The organism is Pigmentiphaga aceris (assembly GCF_008119665.1).
In the GTDB taxonomy this organism is placed as follows: domain Bacteria; phylum Pseudomonadota; class Gammaproteobacteria; order Burkholderiales; family Burkholderiaceae_B; genus Pigmentiphaga; species Pigmentiphaga aceris.
On sequence record NZ_CP043046.1, the window covers coordinates 5,168,527 to 5,183,814 of the forward strand.

Genomic DNA, 15,288 nt, shown 5'->3' on the forward strand with positions numbered 1-15,288 from the left:
ACGGCCTCAGACCCGGGAGCCGAGCATGCGTTCGAACGCATTGCGCACGGCGGCTATCTGCGCTTCCAGGCTGGCTTCGACCAGCCCGATCTCGGATTCGAGAATGCACGAACCGGGTTCCAGACGACCGTCGGCCAGAATGTCCAGATAACCCACGCCGGGGTAAGCCGCCAGCAGGTCGTTGACACGCGCGCGCACCGTTTCCACTTCGTCGGGGTGCAGGCGCAAGGTCATCTGCTTCTGGTTGCGCACCACGGCCAGCGCGTTGCGCACCACGATCAAGGTCTTTTCACGGTCATCAAAACCGTCGACCACCTTGCGCATTGCCATCATCACCAGGTCGATCATCTCGTTTTCGACATTGGTGAAGTAATCGACCGTACGCCCCACGGTTTCGATCATTTTTTCGGCCTGGTCCATCAAGGCGCTTTCACGACCGTCGGCGTAGCCACGTTCCTGCTCCGCCACGAACGCGGCCTGCGAGCCGGCCACGATGGCATCAGCCTGAATACGTGCCTGGGCGAGCAAGGTTTCTGCATCGACCACGCTGGCGTACGCGTCGGCGCGCAGAATGCGCACCGTGGGGTCGATCTGGGCGGCCAGGCGGCGCGGATCGGTGGGGCTGCGGTACTGAAGAAAGGCCATGTCGGGAATCAAAAACCAGCTAAAGCGCGAGGGGCAAGACGCATGGCCAGCGCCAGCGCATCGGCGGCAGCAAGCGGAGCATCCAGCACCGGAGAATCGGGCAGCTTGAGTTCGGCGCGCACACTGAGCGCCGGCCCGGCGGGCCGCAACGCGGCAAGCAGGACACCACGCCCCAGCACATCGATGGATTCGAGCGTGCGCGAAATATCCCAGCGGCGACTGTCAGGCAGACCCGGATGAATCGACGAGGCATCGACGCGGGCAAGCTGCAACAGATCGGGCGACAGGGTGTCGTTGATGGCGCGGATTTCCTGGCCTGCGATGGTGGCGCGAAGACGCGGTGCACACAACACCGTGCCAATGCGCTGTGCCAACAGGCACAAGTCGGGCGACGACAGCAACGCCAGACTCAATTCCGGGCGCGGCACGGCGGCCACCGGGCGGTCAGTCAGATCGTGCTCGCGCAAGATGTCTTGCGACCAGTGCCGATGCCAGGCGTCCAGCGCTGCCGGCACGCCTTGCAGACGTGACAACGCAGCCTGCACCGCCGCCGCGACGCGGCTCGGATGCAGGCTGCGACTGGGCAGCTGATTGAAGATCAGCAACGCCTGGACGGGCGCATTCATGCAGCGGCCGTCCGCGTGCGCAGACTGCGATAACGCCAACCCAGACCCGCGATGGCAAACAGCAGTACCAGCACCGCCGCCGCCAATCCGTAGACCAGTGCAGGCGGCATGGTCCCGGCATCCATTGCCGGCAACACACCGCGCGATGCCGCCGATGCAGGCTGTGCAGACACCAGCGCAATCGACACCCGATCTTCGGTCAGACCGGGAATCGCGTGGGTGACAAGCTTGCGGATCTGCGGTTGCAAGGCATCCAGGCTGTAACCCGCCTGATGCTTGATGAACACCGCTGCCGTGGAAGGCGTGGTAATTTCACCGACGCCGCCGCGTTCCGGCAACACCACGTGCACCCGGGCAGCAAGCACCCCGTCCATCTGCGACAAGGTGTTGGTCAGCTCCTGGGACAAGGCATAGACATAACGCGCACGTTCTTCCAGCGGCGAAGACACCAGACCTTCCTTGCGGAATATCTGGCCCATGCCGTCGAAACGTTCGCGTGGCAGGCCGCGCGCGCGCAGAACATCCAGCGCACGCGCCACCTGCGTGGAATCGACATTGACCGCCACACCGGCCTTGGTCGTGGTTTTGCGGGCGTCCATGCCCGCGTCGAGCAGTGCCGACAGCACTTCATTGGCTTCGGCCTCGGTACTGGCCGACAGCAGGTCTACCCGGGCACCGCAGGCGGCCAGCAAGACCAGGCTGCCGAACAGCGCCACACGCGCGACACGGCGGACATCCGCACATGCCGACAGGATCTTCGACAGGCCAACGATGCCCGCCAGACTTGATACAGCGCGCAAGACAGCACCTTTCATATTGATCACGACATCTTCACCATGGCGTCGATGTTCTGCGTCGTGCGAGAGACGGCCTTGCCCACCAGTTCGTATTGCACAGATACCTGCACCAGCTCGCTTTGCAGGCGCAGCATGTCTGCGATGTTCGGCTGCGTAACCGTCTTGTCCAGGCCCACCGCAATGTTCTGCCACTTCTGGGAGAAGTCAGAAGCCGTGGTGCGCAGGCCCGACAGAATCTGATTGCCCAAGGTGGGCGACCCGGCGTCCGTCAGCGGCGTGACCGGTGCCTGCACGATGGTTGCCGACGTCGGCAACGGACCCGTGATGGTGCTCATGTCGGGCGCATTCATGATGGCGTTGAAACGCTCGGTGGCAAGCGTGGTCGGCGCAACTGCCGGTGTGGCGGCGGTGCCTGACAGACCGGGGGCGAGTTGTGCGAGGGCGACGGCTGCGATGTCCATGCAGGCTCCGTTATGTTCTGTTACGAGCGTGATTCATTCTACTTGCCCTCTTGCGCCAGACCCAGCAATCCCCGCGCAAGAACGCCAGCATCGCCATCCTTGGCGGCAAGCGTATCCAGCACGCGACGGCTTTCGCTGATTCGACCGGCAAGCTGCAAGGCAAAGCCACGCCAGGCGTCGAGCGTGGCGCGTTCTTCGGGGTCTGAGGTCTGCGCTTTTTCAAGCAGCACCACCGCATCGGCGGCGCGGCCGGCATTCATCCACGCCACGGCCAGACCTACCGACGGATAGGCGCGGCCCGGACGCAGACGCGCCAAGCCGTTGAAGATGCGTTCTGCACGCGACACGTCACCAGACGCTGCCGCCAGGAAGCCGATTTCAGTCAGCAACTTGGCGTCGTCCGGCAATAGCAGCACCGCCGCCTGATCGGAATCAGGCGGCGGTGCTGCTGAGAACGACGGGAAATCGACCATGCCGATCAGGCGGCTCCCCGTGACAGCAATTCGAGCAGCGAGCGGGCACGAGTCTGCAGATCCGGGTCGTCTTCAGTGGCCTCGACAAGCTGGCTGAGCGAGATGCGCGCCTGACCCAGTTCGTTCTGGCCAATCTGACATTCGGCAATGTGCAGCGCAGCTTCCAGCGAATCCGGGAACAGCACCAGCACCAGCGAATACATATTGATGGCTTCGTCGAAACGACCCACCTTGCGCAGGCTGAGCGCCAGACCCGTCAGGTAATGCTTGCGGGTGGGGCCGTACTGCGCCAGGAAGGTGAAAATCGGCAGTGCCTGGGCGTACTGCTGCTGCACCACATGCGCGTATGCCAGCGAATAAATGACTTCCAGCTGCTCGGAGGTCAGGCGCTTGCTCGAAGGCAAGGCATCCAGGCCGTCATACAGTTTCTGGCCATACTCGCTGCGAAGATTCGCGGCAGCTTGGGACATCGATGACTCCTTAATGGCGGTGGCGGTGTTCATACCGCCATCCGCTTGCCCATATTGGCGGTGATCTGCGACATGCTGTCAGCAGAGTCGTTGATCATTTTCGAGACAGCGGCCAGGCCGTCTTCGATCTGCTGAATGATTTTCTTGATTTCTTCACGGCCGTCTTCCTGCGCCGCCTGCAGCTTGACCATCTCGGCCGCCAGTTCGGCCTTGCCAGCGAGCGCGCCCTGAGCGGCTTTTTCGTCCCCCGCCTTGAGCATGGTGACCGTGCCCGCGCCGACCCCTGCGGCACCCTGCACGAACTGGGCGCTTGCGCCTGCAATCTTCGACGCAGTACTTGCCGCACTGGCACCACCGGACGCCACTACCGTCACGACACCGATGGTGATGGCGGCTGCCATGCCCACCGCCATTGCCACGTAACCGGTAACCGCGTCATCTGCGCCAGCCAGCTGACAAATGCCCGTTGCCATGGAGGCGGCAAGGCCAGGTTCAGCCAGCACCAAGCCAGTCGCGCAACCGATGGCACCTGCAACCAAGGTACCGATCTTGCCGGCCATTTCCTTGTCTACGCCGCAGGCTTCCAGGAACTTGGCAGTCATCTGGGTCAAGGCCCCGGCAATGCTGATCCCCGGCCCGCCGACCTCTTTGGATATCTGATCGGCCAGGGCGAGCGTCGTGCCGACCAGTGCCATCATGGCAAGCGCCATCAGGGGCGTGGCCGCACCACCACTCAGGACGGATAGCGCCCCCGAGGCCACGACAGCCACCACGGCGGCGATCACCGCAACGATTTTGGAGATCCAGCCGAAGATGCCACCGGCCTTGGACTTGGCGGCTGCCTCTTCACATTTCTTGACCCACTCTTCGATCTTCTTGAGTTGGCCCTCAGTATTTTTTTCCGCCTTGATCCGCGCGGTTTCGACGCCACCCTTGGCAGCTTCGAGCTGTGCGTCCTGCGACTTGGAGCGAATGCTGCGCAGCAGCGCCACCATGTCGTCCGACGAAATGCTGGTGGAAGGCTGGGGGATTGCCGGGGCACCCCGCTTATCACTCACCTCGTCGCCGCCCGGTGCCGACTTGGTCAGCATCATCTTGGCAGCGGCGTCGGCGAGTTCGCCCAGCAGCGCAGTATTGGCCAGCTTGCCGGCAATGCCGGCCGTCAAGCCAGGATTGGTCGCCAGAGAAGGATCGGGGAGCCCCGTAGTGGCGAAACTGGCTGGGTTGGGAGTAGAAGAGATGGCACTCATGGTCGTTCCTGGAGGATGGCCGCAGGGCCGATCAGATATTGCGGGCCATGCCGCGACTGGTTTCGATGCGCGATTGCTCGATGGAACCGAGTTTGTCGCGGACATCGCGGATCACATCCATCATTTGCTGCATCAGGTCATTGGCCTGCTGCACGCCCGACTCGTGGACCTTGGCATCAGCTTCATAGCGTGCCTTGCTGGCATCGTGATCGGCTGCCTTCAAGTCTTGCGAGGCTTTCGCCATGGTGCCGATGCCGGTGAGTACGCCGGCGGCACCACTGTATTTACCCGAGATCGCGGTGGCACCGGCCTGGTCGCCGCCGGCCGCAACCTTGCCGGCCTTGACGCCGCCCGCCATGTTCAACAACCCGCCACCGATCTGCATTCCCCCCTCGATCATCGCGCCCACGTAACGGTCGTAGGCCGCGTCCTTGATCTCCTGGGCAGCGTTCTTCAGCGAGTTCACCTGCGCCTGCATTTCACTGCCGCGCACTTCACGCGCCGAATTCCGCTGCTCTTGCGCCATTTTCTGGAACAAGGCCATTACCGCGTACATGTCGGTCATCACTTCTTTCTCACCTATACCCGCGAGCGTGCTGTCCAGGTTGACCGATTGATAGGGCGGCGTATCGGAGGCCGGCGGCGGCACTTCGCTCTGGAAGCCGGTGGTGAATGTCGCCATCTTGATGCGCTCCGCCTCACCCAGCACGATGGCGGGAGGGGGCGTAACGCTGCCCTTCTGGACAATCGGCTGAGACGTATCACCGGGCGGCGTATAGACAGGACCTGTCTGACTGGGATTGATCGGCATGGACATGAGAGGCTCTTCGCAACGGCGATGACGGCACCTGGCCGAGCATCGAAATTAGGGGGCGTTATTGCAGTTTGGTCTTGATCGAGGCCAACAAGGCTTCGGCACGTGCCTTCACGACCGGATGATCATCACCGGCCAGATTCAACACCAGCTCCAGCGAATCGATGGCTTCGGGCAGACGCTCCAGGACAATCAGGCACTCGGCGCAATGAAATGGCGGCACCGGATCATCCAGGCTGATCAGTGTTGCCATCATGTAATGTTGCAGTGCATCGGCGTAGCGTCCGAGCATCTGGCAAGTGCTGGCCAGTGCCACGAGGTAGCGGGGTTCCAGGTGATCCCAGATCACCAGCATCGAAAACGCTTTGAACGCTTCGCTGTAGCGGCCTTGCTGATGGAAGCCATACCCCAGCTGGTACATGGCTTCGCGCTCATCTTCCGTGATGTCCAACGCCGGACCAATCGTTCCGCCCGCCAGCAGCGCGGTCTTCAGACCTTCGATTATTTCTTCGTCTTTTGTTGAAACTTCCTGGCTTTGCTGACTCACGATTGGGCTCCCGACGGCAAGATGAAAAAATTCAGACCATGAAACGGGGTTTCTTCCCCGTGCTGGCGCGTACAGGCGTGGCAAAGCTCGAACGGGCCGCTTCTTCTGCAACTTCGCGCTCGACAGCTTCCATATCGGCGTCGAACTGCGCCTTCGCCTCGGCGATTTCCTTGTCCCCGGTGTTCTGAGCGACGACTGCGCGCACTTTTTCCGGGTCGAGGCCTTGGCTGCGATAGAAGGCGTCGGTCTCGGCGAGTTGCTCTTTGACGCGGGCAACGAGGGCTTCTGATTCGCGGAGGATTTCTTGCGGGTCTTTCTTCGACATGACTGATCCTGACTAGGGGGGTGTGGGGTTGCGCGCCGATCAGCGCATGTTGCCGATGATGGACGAACGGCTTTCCTGCATCTTCTTGACGAAATTCGTCATCACGTCGAAGGCTTCATTGCGCTTGTTCGACATGCTTTGCAAGCGGAGCATATCCATCTGCTGCGTGTTGCCCAACGCGTCGATCTGGCCCTTGACCTTGGTGATGGCCGTTTCGATGTCGCTGCGCTTGGTGTCCTTGGTGATCGAGACATCCGTGATACCAGCATCTTTGAACGCGGTCTTGACCGCAGCGATCTCGGCGTCCGTGGCGCTCGAAGGCTTGTCAGCGGCGTTCGTACCTGCACGGTTCAATACGGTATTCATGGCATTGAGTGCCGTGTTCAGCTTGGACGACAGTTCGTTGCGGTTCTGCACTTCCTGGATCTGGGTCTGCAGTTGGGAGTCGAGCAGCTTGGTGCGCTCGCTCTGCACCATCATCAGCGCGGTTTCGAGGTCCAGAGACTGGAGATTCTGCAGATTGATGGCGCCTGCGCCATTAGTTGCGTTTACCGACATGTTGCGAACTCCTGAATTGGCCATTGCGGCCGCGATGTTGGGATGAGGGGCGGATCGTTGTCATGTCCGCGCCATTGAAGGGTAAGTGTCAAACCAGGGCTGGCGGTTCCATCGGAAAGATGTAACAGTGGCGGCCAGCCATCAACGCATGTTGCCGATGATCGAAGAGCGGCTTTCCTGCATCTTTTTCACGAAATTCGTCATCACGTCAAAGGCTTCGTTGCGCTTGTTCGACAGGCTTTGCAGGCGAAGCATGTCCATCTGCTGTGTGTTGCCCAGTGCGTCGATCATGCCCTTCACTTTTGTCACTGCGGCTTCCAGCTGGCTGCGCGGCGTGGACGGCGCGCTCATGATCGCGGGATTGTTCCTGACGATCTGGGTGGCAGACGTTGGCTTGCCATCAGCACCGATGACGTGGCGAACACCGGCTCCCGCCGTGAAGCCGAGGTCCGTGATGCCCGCCGCCGCAATGGCGTCGTTCAGCGGAACCTCGGCATTGCCTGCTCTTTCCGAGGGCCAGGCTGAAGCAACATCGTTCGGTCCCGTTCCGCTGATCTGCCCGATCGACGCATTCAGCGCGTTCACCACATTGTTCAGCTTGGAGACCATTTCGTTGCGGTTCTGCACTTCCTGGATCTGGGTCTGCAACTGGCTGTCGAGCAGCTTGGTGCGCTCGCTTTGCACCATCATCAGCGCCGTTTCCAGGTCCATGGACTGCAGATTCTGCAGATTGATGCCTGCTGCGCCGCCAAGACTATCGATGCTCATTTTCTTTGCTCCTGTCAGGCTAAGACCTGTACTGACTGTAGGTTTGCGCGATTGTTGATGGCGATTGTTGATGGCAATCGCCGCCATTGCAGGGTGAGTGACAAAACCATGGCGTAGGTTCCGTCTGCTTGAAACCCGCGCGGCTGCGGGCGTTCTCAGCGCATATTGCCGATGATGGACGAGCGGCTTTCCTGCATCTTTTTCACGAAATTCGTCATCACGTCGAAGGCTTCATTGCGCTTGTTCGACATGCTTTGCAAGCGGAGCATGTCCATCTGCTGCGTGTTGCCCAACGCATCGATCTGGCCCTTGACCTTGGTGATGGCGGCGTCGATCTGGCCCTTGGTCGTACCGCCGTTCATGATGTTTCCACCCGAGGTGATCTCGCTGCCGCGCAGATGGTTGGTACCACTGACGGTAGCGACCGGCTGCTTGGTACCGTCCGCATTGAGGACAGAACGCTGGCCGTTGCCAGTGAAACCAAGATCTGTGATACCCGCGTCGCGCATCGCATCATTGAGCGGAACTTCGATGTCCTTGACAGCGTTCGCGTCCCAGCCGCTGGCCGTCGACTTGGCGTCTGTCCCGCACTTGGCCGCATAGGCATTCAGCCCATTCAATACGGTATTGAGCTTGGCAACCAGCGCGTTACGGTTCTGCACTTCCTGGATCTGGGTCTGCAACTGGCTGTCGAGCAGCTTGGTGCGCTCACTCTGCACCATCATCAGCGCCGTTTCCAGGTCCATGGACTGCAGATTCTGCAGATTGATGCCTGCTGCGCCGCCGAGACTGTCGATGCTCATTTTCTTTGCTCCTGTCAGGCCAAGACCTGTACTGACTATAGGTTTGCGCGATTGTCGATGGCGATTGTTGATGGCAATCGCCGCCATTGCAGGGTGAGTGACAAACCACCGTAGCCGGTTCCCTGCTCGAAATGTAACAAGCGCAGAGAAAACCCGTTACGTCGTCTGCGTGTGCGAAGTTGCGAGATCAAATGGAACTTTTGCCACTTGCTTGTTACTACCACTGGCAAGCCGGATTTCCCGACCCAGATCCACTCCCCTACGCCCATGAATCGCATAGACGCCGGTACTAACATTGCCTCCTACGCTCAGACCTCGATGCAGGCCGGGGCGGGCCAGACCATGGGTCAACAGGCCGGTCTGGCGCTGGGCGAAGCCGTGGTGCACGTAGAGGGTGAGTTCTCGCTGGCAGATTCGGCCGAAGAACTGAGCCTGCATATGGCGGAAAAGACCGAGGAAAAGACCCACGCCGAACGCACGGTGAAGTCCGACCGGCCCTTGCAGGTGCTGGATGCGGCCGAAATCGAAGACCTGCTGGACGAAACGCACGACGCCGACGCCCAGGCCAAGCTCAGCGAACTGACCAAGCACCTGCTGGAAGGCAAGGGAAACCCGCGCGAACAGGCGGGCAAGGCGTTCGAGGACATCTCCCAGCAATACCTGGCCTTGCAGTACGCCTTGCAGAAAGGCGAGCAGGAAGGCGCATCGGTAGACGTGCTGGAAGGCCTTCGCGACGCCATTGCCGACATGGAGATGGAAAGCGGCCCGGAAATTCGCGCCGGGATCAATTCGCTGCGCACCGCAGGGGCCTTTGGGGCCGACGCCGCGGGCGTGGCGGATTTCCAGCGTACCTACCGCGACGTGGTGCTGGGCGAGAACTCGCTGTCCAAGACGCTGAATCTGGCTATTGAACGATTTGGCGAAAAAGACGTGGGACGTGGCGTCAAGCAGTTGATCCAGGCGCTGGGCGCGGATCTGGCCGCAACCAAACCGTCGACCGACAGCGCACGCCTGCAATCGCTGATTCAGGATCTATATCAATTAGAGGTTGCCGTCACCGTGCTGGATGGCTGCGCCGAGCTGTCGGCCACGCATCAGGCGCGTGGCGGGGCACCGCTGGACAGCACCAAATTGATGCGCGACCTGGTCTCGGTCACCGGCGAACGCTGGGTATCGGCCTCGCGCTTCACTGGCATTGCCGATTCGCAGAACGTGCGCGAGCTGGATGCGCGCATTCCTTTCCTGACTGGCGTCAAGCACATGATGCGTGACCTGCCGGTCCAGATTTACCCCGACACCGACACGCGCCAGTCCATTCTTGGCGCATCCCAGGAAGCGCTCGATCTTGCGATCGACCAGGAAGAAGAACAATGAGTATCGAACAGACGCTGAACGCCTACGGCGAACAGATCGGCATTTCCGGATTGCGTTTCGATGTGCGCGGCGCAGCCACGCTCAAGACCAGTTCAGGTCGTTTGCTGGCGGTGGAACAAGGCAGCGATGAAGTCCTGATCTATGTGACGCAGCCACTTGGCTACGATGCAAGCGCAACCTTGCAGCAGGCCTTCAAACACGCGCATTTCTCTCGCCACGGCGAAGTGCCGGTGCAGATTGCCACGCGCGACGAGCGTGGCGAACGCAGCCTGATCAGCCTGATTCGCATCCCCGAGCGGGATTTCACCGTCCTGCGTCTTCAGCAGACCGTCGATTACCTGACGCGCTGGCTTGTCGCGCTGCAAGACGCCTGACCCCGGAGCGCGCCATGTCTACGATCGGCAACAACTCACTGCATTTCGACCGCGGCATCGACAGTATCTCGTATGCCTTGAAGGAAACCGCGCCACAATCTCTTCCGGAACGCCAGCAGGGGCTGATGCCCCCGGGCGAGGGGGTGAAGGCGCAGCTGTCGCAGTTGCTCGACAAACCCAATCTGTCGGCTTTTCTGGCCGATGCGCTGCGCCCGCCGGCAAGCAATCCTGAATTGCTGACGCCTACGACCTTCGCGGCCACCTTGAACGAAGCCTTGGCCACCTTGACCGAAGCGGCTGCCGGCGGCAGCGAAGACGCCAAGGTGCTGAATCGGGCGGTTCGGCAATTGAAAGACGAAACCGGCCTGCGGGACCTGGTGTCGATGTACCGCAACGCGCTTTATCAGGGATGAACTGCCGGTGACCAAGCTGTCCGAAGACGCCCGTCAGTTGATGTCGCTGCTGGCTTACATCTATCTGGAAAACGACCGACCCGAGAAATGCAGCGTATTGCTGGCGGCGCTCGATGCCTTGGGGCAAGCCGATGTGCGTGCACGCACCACCCTGGCGCTTGCCCAGGTGCGCGCCGGCAAACCGCAATCCGCCCTTGCCACGCTGGACGGCCTGGCCATGTCCGGGGCGGTCGATGCCGTCTTCCACCTGATCCGCGCCCAGACATTACTGGCGCTGGACCGTCGTGACGAAGCCACCGCCGCCATGCGCGCCTACGTGGCGCTGCGCCCGCAAGACCTGAATTCCGATGCCGCGGCAGCCGCCGGCGGTGCAGCCCAGACCTCTACGACCCGCTGACGCCCACATGCAACGAACCCTGAACCGCGCCGTTGCGGTCGTCACAAGCCGCAACGACATCGTATTGGCGGTGCTGATCGTCGGGATCATCTTCATGATGATTCTGCCGCTGCCGACCATCCTGGTCGACATCCTGATCGGCGTGAACATGACCCTGTCGGCGATTCTGCTGATGGTGGCCATGTATCTGCCTTCGCCACTTGCGTTCTCGTCTTTCCCGTCGGTGCTGCTGGTCACCACGCTATTTCGTCTGGGTATTTCGATTGCGACCACGCGGCTGATTCTGCTGGATGGCGATGCCGGTCACATCATCGAGACCTTCGGCAACTTCGTGGTGGGCGGCAACCTGATCGTTGGCCTGGTGGTGTTCCTGATCCTGACCATTGTGCAGTTCGTGGTGATCACCAAGGGCGCGGAACGGGTGGCCGAAGTGGCAGCACGCTTCTCGCTGGACGCCATGCCGGGCAAGCAGATGTCGATCGACGCCGACATGCGCGCCGGTACCATCGACATGGAACAGGCGCGCGCGCGGCGCGGCATTGTCGAAAAGGAAAGCCAGCTTTACGGTGCCATGGACGGTGCCATGAAGTTCGTGAAGGGCGACGCGATTGCCGGCCTGATCATCGTGGCGGTGAACCTGCTGGGCGGCATTCTGATCGGCACCATGCAGAAAGGCATGACGGCGGGCGACGCCGTGCAGGTGTATTCGATTCTGACCATCGGTGACGGCCTGATTGCGCAGATTCCGGCACTGTTCATCGCCATTTGTGCGGGCCTGATCGTGACCCGGGTGCAGACCGGCGACGGTCCGTCCAACGTGGGTAAGGACATCGGCGCGCAGATTCTGGCGCAGCCGCGTGCGCTGCTGATCGCAGCCGCCATTGCCATCGGCATGGGCCTGATTCCGGGCATGCCGTTCATGGTGTTCTTCTCGCTGGCCGCCGTCGTGGGCGTCATCGGCTTTGTGCTGCAACGCGGCATGCGCAAAGTCGTGAACGAAAAAACCGGCGAAATCACCGAGATGCCTGCGCTGCAAGCAGACGGCAAGCCGCCTCCGAAGCCCAAGACCGACGGCAGCGCGGAATTTGCGCCCACGCTGCCCTTGATGATGGACGTGGCTGCCAGCTTGCAGAAGACTTTCGACGCAGAAGATCTGAACGAAGAGCTGTTGAAGATTCGCCGCGCGCTTTATTTCGACCTGGGTGTGCCCTTCCCCGGGATTCAGCTGCGTTTCAATGATTCCTTGCCGGAAGAAAGCTACAACATCCTGCTGTCGGAAGTGCCGGTGTCACAAGGACGCCTGCGCCCGGGCTTCGTGCTGGTGCGCGATTCCGAACAGAACCTGCAGGCGCTGCAGATTCCGTATGAAACCGGCGCACGCTTCCTGCCCAGCATTCCCACGATCTGGGTCGATGCAGCCATGGCTCCGGCGCTGGCCGGTGCAGGCATTCCCTACCTGGACGCCAACCAGGTGCTGACCTGGCACCTGGCCTTCGTGCTGAAAAAGTATTCATCGGAATTCATCGGCATCCAGGAAGCGCGTTTCCTGCTGACCGCAATGGAAGATCGCTTCCCCGACTTGGTGAAGGAAGCCTTGCGCGTGATGCCGGTGCAGAAGATCGCCGAAATCATGCAGCGTCTGGTGTCGGAAGACATTTCCGTGCGCAACCTGCGTTCGGTGCTGGAAGCGCTGATCGAGTGGGGCCAGAAGGAAAAAGATTCGGTCTTGCTGACCGAGTACGTGCGCATTTCGCTGAAACGCCACATCAGCTACAAGTATTCAAGCGGCCAGAACATGCTGCCCGCCTACCTGCTGGCACCGAACGTGGAAGAAACCGTGCGCGGTGCCATCCGCCAGACGTCTGCGGGCAGTTATCTGGCGCTGGACCCGGCCATCGGCAAGAAACTGGTGGAAAACATCAAGCGCAGCGTGGGCGACCTGAGCGCGGCCAGCCGTGCGCCGGTCTTGCTGACCTCGATGGACATCCGCCGTTACCTGCGCAAGATGATCGAGCAAGACCTGTACGAGCTGCCGGTGCTGTCTTACCAGGAGCTGACCCAGGAAATCAATGTGCAGCCGCTGGCACGGATTGACCTATGAGTGCGCGACACGAATTCCGTGTCCTGTCGGGCGTCCATGCAGACGCCCGCTGTGCCATCGAGGCTGACGCCCGGGTGGGCAGCGATGCCGCAGGCGACATCGTCCTGAGCGATGCAGGTGTGCCGCGCAGTGCGCATCTGCGCGTAAGCGGCGAGAAGTGGAGCCTGGCCGCCAACGATGCCGACGCCGCACCTGATCTGTCGCTGAGCCAGCCTGTGCAGCTGGGCGATGTATGGGTAACGGTGTCGCGCCCCGACGATCCGTGGCCAGTCGTGCCGGTTGCGGTATCCGCCACGGCATCGGCTGCCGTGGCTGCCGGCATCATGGGCACTGAACAGGCCAACGAAACCTCAGCCCCCCAGACCGAAGCCCCCTCGCCTGCTACCCCGCAAGACCTGGCCGGCAAACCCGTGGACCCGGCCATTCTTGCCGCCACCGGCACGGCAACCGAGGCCGCCACGCCACCGCCGCGTCGCCGTGGTCGCTTGCTGGTGCCGCTGGCCTTGTTGCTGATGGTACTGGCGATTGCTGTCGCCCTGGGGGTAGCCTTGCTGCCCAACCAGCCCCAGGCAAAGGTTGCCACCGTCGACCCGCGGGCAGCCGCGCTTGAACAATCCGTCGCCGCGATCGAAAAAGCACTGGATAGTCTGGGCATGCGTCCGGCGCTTCAGGTCAGTCGCGGGGCAGGTGGCGTGGTGACCGTCACAGGCTGGGTACGCGATCGCGCCGAGCAAGACCGGGTCGCCGGTGCGCTGGCCCGCATCTGGCCCATGCCTGCCATGCGCGTGAACAACCGCGAGGAAGTCGCCGACAGCGCCCAGGCATTGCTGCGCCCGTACAGCTATAGATATGCAGCCAGCATGGGGGCCGACGGCAGCCTGGCCGTCAGTGGCGTGGCCAGCGATGCCGCGCAACGCGAACGCGCCTTGACCATGCTGCGCAGCCAGTTGCCCGGCATCAACGTCGACGGCATGCGCATCGTGCTGGCGCAGCAAGTCAGCGATACCTTGTATGCCCAGCTGGAAAACGCCGGGCTGACTCAGGTCAGACTGATGTGGCAGACCGACCGTCTGGAAGCCAGCACGGAAGGCCTGACGCCCGTGCAACTGGCGCGCCTGCGCGAGATGATCGAACGCTTCAACCCGCGTTTCATGAACATCGTCGCCTTGCCCGCCCTGCCGCCACAAGCCGCTGCCGTGGTCGCCGCCGCGGCTGCGCCGCCAGTGGCAACGACAGTACCGTTCCGCATCCAGAGCGTGGTCGGCGGCCCGCAGCCCTTCCTGGTGCTGGGCGATGGCAGCAAGCTGGTGCCTGGCGGCACGTATAAACGTTATCGACTGGCCAGCATCGAGGCCGGACGGATTGTGTTCGACCAGCCACACGCCGCCGTGGTGGCACGATGACACCTGACCAATGGTCGGGTTCGGATTGTCGAACCAATTGCCCCTGCCTATAGTCCACATCATGTCAGCACCGCTTTCTTTGACCGATCTGGAACAACAGCTTGCCGGACCCGACGGCCCGGCGTTGCGCCAAGACCTGCTGGCACGTCTTGCACAGTTGGAAACCAACCTGCGCCAGGCGATTGCACGCGGCCTGTCCCGGGAAAAATTTTTAGATGCGCAGGCTGCAGCCGATGCGGCCCGGGCTGCGTATGAAGTACTGAGCGCGCGCGTCGTGGTCGACGCGCCTGCTGCCCGCCCACCTGCTTCCCTTTTTTCACGCTAGGAGCCGACTCATGGCATTGAACGGACTTACCGGCTCCGCCGGACTCAACTTCAACAACGTCAACAACACCGTCTACGAAGGTATCCGCACGCAGGAAACCAAGCTGCAAAGCACCATCGCCACCCTGGGTGCCGCTGCTGACGGCAACATCTCGCAAGCCGACATGCTGATGATGCAGCAGCAGGTTCAGCAGTGGTCGATGATGATCGAAATCCAGAGCACGATCACCAAGCAGATCGGTGACTCGCTGAAGGGTGTGATTCAGAAGGCAAGCTGATTGCCGTGTCGGGCTTGGCCCGACGCAAGCAAGAAGACAAAACGCCCCGACCGGTCGATACCGGTCGGGGCGTTTTGCCGTCTGACG

21 protein-coding genes are annotated in these 15,288 nt (G+C 61.6%); 8 read left to right on the top strand and 13 right to left on the bottom strand.

The window, feature by feature from the left end; all coding sequences use genetic code 11:
* Window positions 1–6: 6 nt before the first annotated feature.
* The 13 genes from FXN63_RS22310 to FXN63_RS26830 all read right to left on the bottom strand — a co-directional run bounded on the left by FXN63_RS22310 (window position 7) and on the right by FXN63_RS26830 (window position 8,624).
* Entirely contained in the window at window positions 7–645 is a 639-nt protein-coding gene (locus FXN63_RS22310) for an HrpE/YscL family type III secretion apparatus protein (RefSeq protein ID WP_148817671.1), read from the bottom strand.
* Window positions 646–653: 8 nt separating this feature from the next.
* A complete protein-coding gene (locus FXN63_RS22315; protein ID WP_148817673.1) occupies window positions 654–1,271 on the bottom strand; it encodes a SctK family type III secretion system sorting platform protein in 618 nt (205 codons plus the stop codon).
* Window positions 1,268–2,026: a type III secretion system inner membrane ring lipoprotein SctJ gene (gene sctJ / locus FXN63_RS22320; protein ID WP_281290883.1), complete on the bottom strand. Its 759-nt coding sequence runs from the start codon at window positions 2,024–2,026 to the stop codon at window positions 1,268–1,270. The genes FXN63_RS22315 and sctJ overlap by 4 nt, the downstream gene beginning before the upstream one ends.
* Window positions 2,027–2,091: 65 nt before the next feature.
* Window positions 2,092–2,529, bottom strand: coding sequence for a type III secretion system inner rod subunit SctI (gene sctI, locus FXN63_RS22325; protein ID WP_148817675.1), 438 nt, complete (start codon window positions 2,527–2,529; stop codon window positions 2,092–2,094).
* Window positions 2,530–2,567: 38 nt separating this feature from the next.
* Entirely contained in the window at window positions 2,568–3,002 is a 435-nt protein-coding gene (locus tag FXN63_RS22330; protein ID WP_222863957.1) for a tetratricopeptide repeat protein, read from the bottom strand.
* Between the two features lie 5 nt (window positions 3,003–3,007).
* Window positions 3,008–3,472 carry a tetratricopeptide repeat protein gene (locus FXN63_RS22335; protein ID WP_148817677.1) on the bottom strand — a complete coding sequence of 155 codons (465 nt, stop codon included), beginning with the start codon at window positions 3,470–3,472 and terminating at the stop codon, window positions 3,008–3,010.
* A gap of 29 nt (window positions 3,473–3,501) precedes the next feature.
* On the bottom strand, window positions 3,502–4,722 hold the full coding sequence (sctE, locus tag FXN63_RS22340; RefSeq protein WP_148817679.1) for a type III secretion system translocon subunit SseC family protein: 1,221 nt from the start codon (window positions 4,720–4,722) through the stop codon (window positions 3,502–3,504).
* A 31-nt stretch (window positions 4,723–4,753) separates the two neighbouring features.
* A complete protein-coding gene (gene sctB / locus FXN63_RS22345) occupies window positions 4,754–5,539 on the bottom strand; it encodes a type III secretion system translocon subunit SctB (protein WP_148817681.1) in 786 nt (261 codons plus the stop codon).
* A gap of 58 nt (window positions 5,540–5,597) precedes the next feature.
* Complete coding sequence (locus tag FXN63_RS26815) at window positions 5,598–6,083, bottom strand: SycD/LcrH family type III secretion system chaperone (protein WP_187394986.1); 486 nt, start codon at window positions 6,081–6,083, stop codon at window positions 5,598–5,600.
* Between the two features lie 31 nt (window positions 6,084–6,114).
* Entirely contained in the window at window positions 6,115–6,408 is a 294-nt protein-coding gene (gene btc22 / locus FXN63_RS26820) for a Btc22 family type III secretion system chaperone (RefSeq protein ID WP_187394987.1), read from the bottom strand.
* A gap of 39 nt (window positions 6,409–6,447) precedes the next feature.
* Window positions 6,448–6,966 carry a hypothetical protein gene (locus FXN63_RS26825; protein ID WP_187394988.1) on the bottom strand — a complete coding sequence of 173 codons (519 nt, stop codon included), beginning with the start codon at window positions 6,964–6,966 and terminating at the stop codon, window positions 6,448–6,450.
* A gap of 141 nt (window positions 6,967–7,107) precedes the next feature.
* Window positions 7,108–7,734 (bottom strand): hypothetical protein, encoded by a 627-nt coding sequence (locus tag FXN63_RS22360; protein ID WP_148817686.1) that lies wholly within the window; start codon window positions 7,732–7,734, stop codon window positions 7,108–7,110.
* A gap of 155 nt (window positions 7,735–7,889) precedes the next feature.
* Entirely contained in the window at window positions 7,890–8,624 is a 735-nt protein-coding gene (locus FXN63_RS26830; protein ID WP_187395263.1) for a hypothetical protein, read from the bottom strand.
* Between the two features lie 120 nt (window positions 8,625–8,744).
* Between FXN63_RS26830 and sctW the strand changes: the two genes are divergently transcribed.
* From sctW to FXN63_RS22405, 8 genes are all read left to right on the top strand, one after another.
* Window positions 8,745–9,911, top strand: coding sequence for a type III secretion system gatekeeper subunit SctW (sctW, locus tag FXN63_RS22370; protein WP_246164942.1), 1,167 nt, complete (start codon window positions 8,745–8,747; stop codon window positions 9,909–9,911).
* Window positions 9,908–10,285: a type III secretion system chaperone family protein gene (locus FXN63_RS22375; RefSeq protein ID WP_148817687.1), complete on the top strand. Its 378-nt coding sequence runs from the start codon at window positions 9,908–9,910 to the stop codon at window positions 10,283–10,285. The genes sctW and FXN63_RS22375 overlap by 4 nt, the downstream gene beginning before the upstream one ends.
* Before the next feature lie 14 nt (window positions 10,286–10,299).
* A complete protein-coding gene (gene sctX / locus FXN63_RS22380; protein ID WP_148817689.1) occupies window positions 10,300–10,698 on the top strand; it encodes a type III secretion apparatus assembly protein SctX in 399 nt (132 codons plus the stop codon).
* 7 nt (window positions 10,699–10,705) lie between these two features.
* Window positions 10,706–11,095, top strand: a complete 390-nt coding sequence (gene sctY, locus FXN63_RS22385) for a type III secretion apparatus assembly chaperone SctY (RefSeq protein ID WP_246164943.1) — start codon at window positions 10,706–10,708, stop codon at window positions 11,093–11,095.
* A 7-nt stretch (window positions 11,096–11,102) separates the two neighbouring features.
* Complete coding sequence (gene sctV, locus FXN63_RS22390; RefSeq protein WP_148817691.1) at window positions 11,103–13,196, top strand: type III secretion system export apparatus subunit SctV; 2,094 nt, start codon at window positions 11,103–11,105, stop codon at window positions 13,194–13,196.
* Entirely contained in the window at window positions 13,193–14,599 is a 1,407-nt protein-coding gene (gene sctD / locus FXN63_RS22395) for a type III secretion system inner membrane ring subunit SctD (protein ID WP_148817693.1), read from the top strand. The genes sctV and sctD overlap by 4 nt, the downstream gene beginning before the upstream one ends.
* 61 nt (window positions 14,600–14,660) lie before the next feature.
* Window positions 14,661–14,924, top strand: coding sequence for an EscE/YscE/SsaE family type III secretion system needle protein co-chaperone (locus FXN63_RS22400; protein ID WP_187394989.1), 264 nt, complete (start codon window positions 14,661–14,663; stop codon window positions 14,922–14,924).
* A gap of 10 nt (window positions 14,925–14,934) precedes the next feature.
* Window positions 14,935–15,201, top strand: a complete 267-nt coding sequence (locus tag FXN63_RS22405; RefSeq protein ID WP_148817697.1) for an EscF/YscF/HrpA family type III secretion system needle major subunit — start codon at window positions 14,935–14,937, stop codon at window positions 15,199–15,201.
* Window positions 15,202–15,288 lie beyond the last annotated feature (87 nt).

Excerpts from the sequence above, each read along its gene's own strand:
- FXN63_RS22310 (WP_148817671.1), bottom strand. The coding sequence starts at position 645 with ATGGCCTTTCTTCAGTACCGCAGCCCCACCGATCCGCGCCGCCTGGCC.
- FXN63_RS22315 (WP_148817673.1), bottom strand. The coding sequence starts at position 1,271 with ATGAATGCGCCCGTCCAGGCGTTGCTGATCTTCAATCAGCTGCCCAGT.
- sctI (WP_148817675.1), bottom strand. The coding sequence starts at position 2,529 with ATGGACATCGCAGCCGTCGCCCTCGCACAACTCGCCCCCGGTCTGTCA.
- FXN63_RS22330 (WP_222863957.1), bottom strand. The coding sequence starts at position 3,002 with ATGGTCGATTTCCCGTCGTTCTCAGCAGCACCGCCGCCTGATTCCGAT.
- FXN63_RS22335 (WP_148817677.1), bottom strand. The coding sequence starts at position 3,472 with ATGTCCCAAGCTGCCGCGAATCTTCGCAGCGAGTATGGCCAGAAACTG.
- sctE (WP_148817679.1), bottom strand. The coding sequence starts at position 4,722 with ATGAGTGCCATCTCTTCTACTCCCAACCCAGCCAGTTTCGCCACTACG.
- sctB (WP_148817681.1), bottom strand. The coding sequence starts at position 5,539 with ATGTCCATGCCGATCAATCCCAGTCAGACAGGTCCTGTCTATACGCCG.
- btc22 (WP_187394987.1), bottom strand. The coding sequence starts at position 6,408 with ATGTCGAAGAAAGACCCGCAAGAAATCCTCCGCGAATCAGAAGCCCTC.
- FXN63_RS26825 (WP_187394988.1), bottom strand. The coding sequence starts at position 6,966 with ATGTCGGTAAACGCAACTAATGGCGCAGGCGCCATCAATCTGCAGAAT.
- FXN63_RS22360 (WP_148817686.1), bottom strand. The coding sequence starts at position 7,734 with ATGAGCATCGATAGTCTTGGCGGCGCAGCAGGCATCAATCTGCAGAAT.
- FXN63_RS26830 (WP_187395263.1), bottom strand. The coding sequence starts at position 8,624 with ATGGCGGCGATTGCCATCAACAATCGCCATCGACAATCGCGCAAACCT.
- FXN63_RS22375 (WP_148817687.1), top strand. The coding sequence starts at position 9,908 with ATGAGTATCGAACAGACGCTGAACGCCTACGGCGAACAGATCGGCATT.
- sctX (WP_148817689.1), top strand. The coding sequence starts at position 10,300 with ATGTCTACGATCGGCAACAACTCACTGCATTTCGACCGCGGCATCGAC.
- sctV (WP_148817691.1), top strand. The coding sequence starts at position 11,103 with ATGCAACGAACCCTGAACCGCGCCGTTGCGGTCGTCACAAGCCGCAAC.
- sctD (WP_148817693.1), top strand. The coding sequence starts at position 13,193 with ATGAGTGCGCGACACGAATTCCGTGTCCTGTCGGGCGTCCATGCAGAC.
- FXN63_RS22400 (WP_187394989.1), top strand. The coding sequence starts at position 14,661 with ATGTCAGCACCGCTTTCTTTGACCGATCTGGAACAACAGCTTGCCGGA.
- FXN63_RS22405 (WP_148817697.1), top strand. The coding sequence starts at position 14,935 with ATGGCATTGAACGGACTTACCGGCTCCGCCGGACTCAACTTCAACAAC.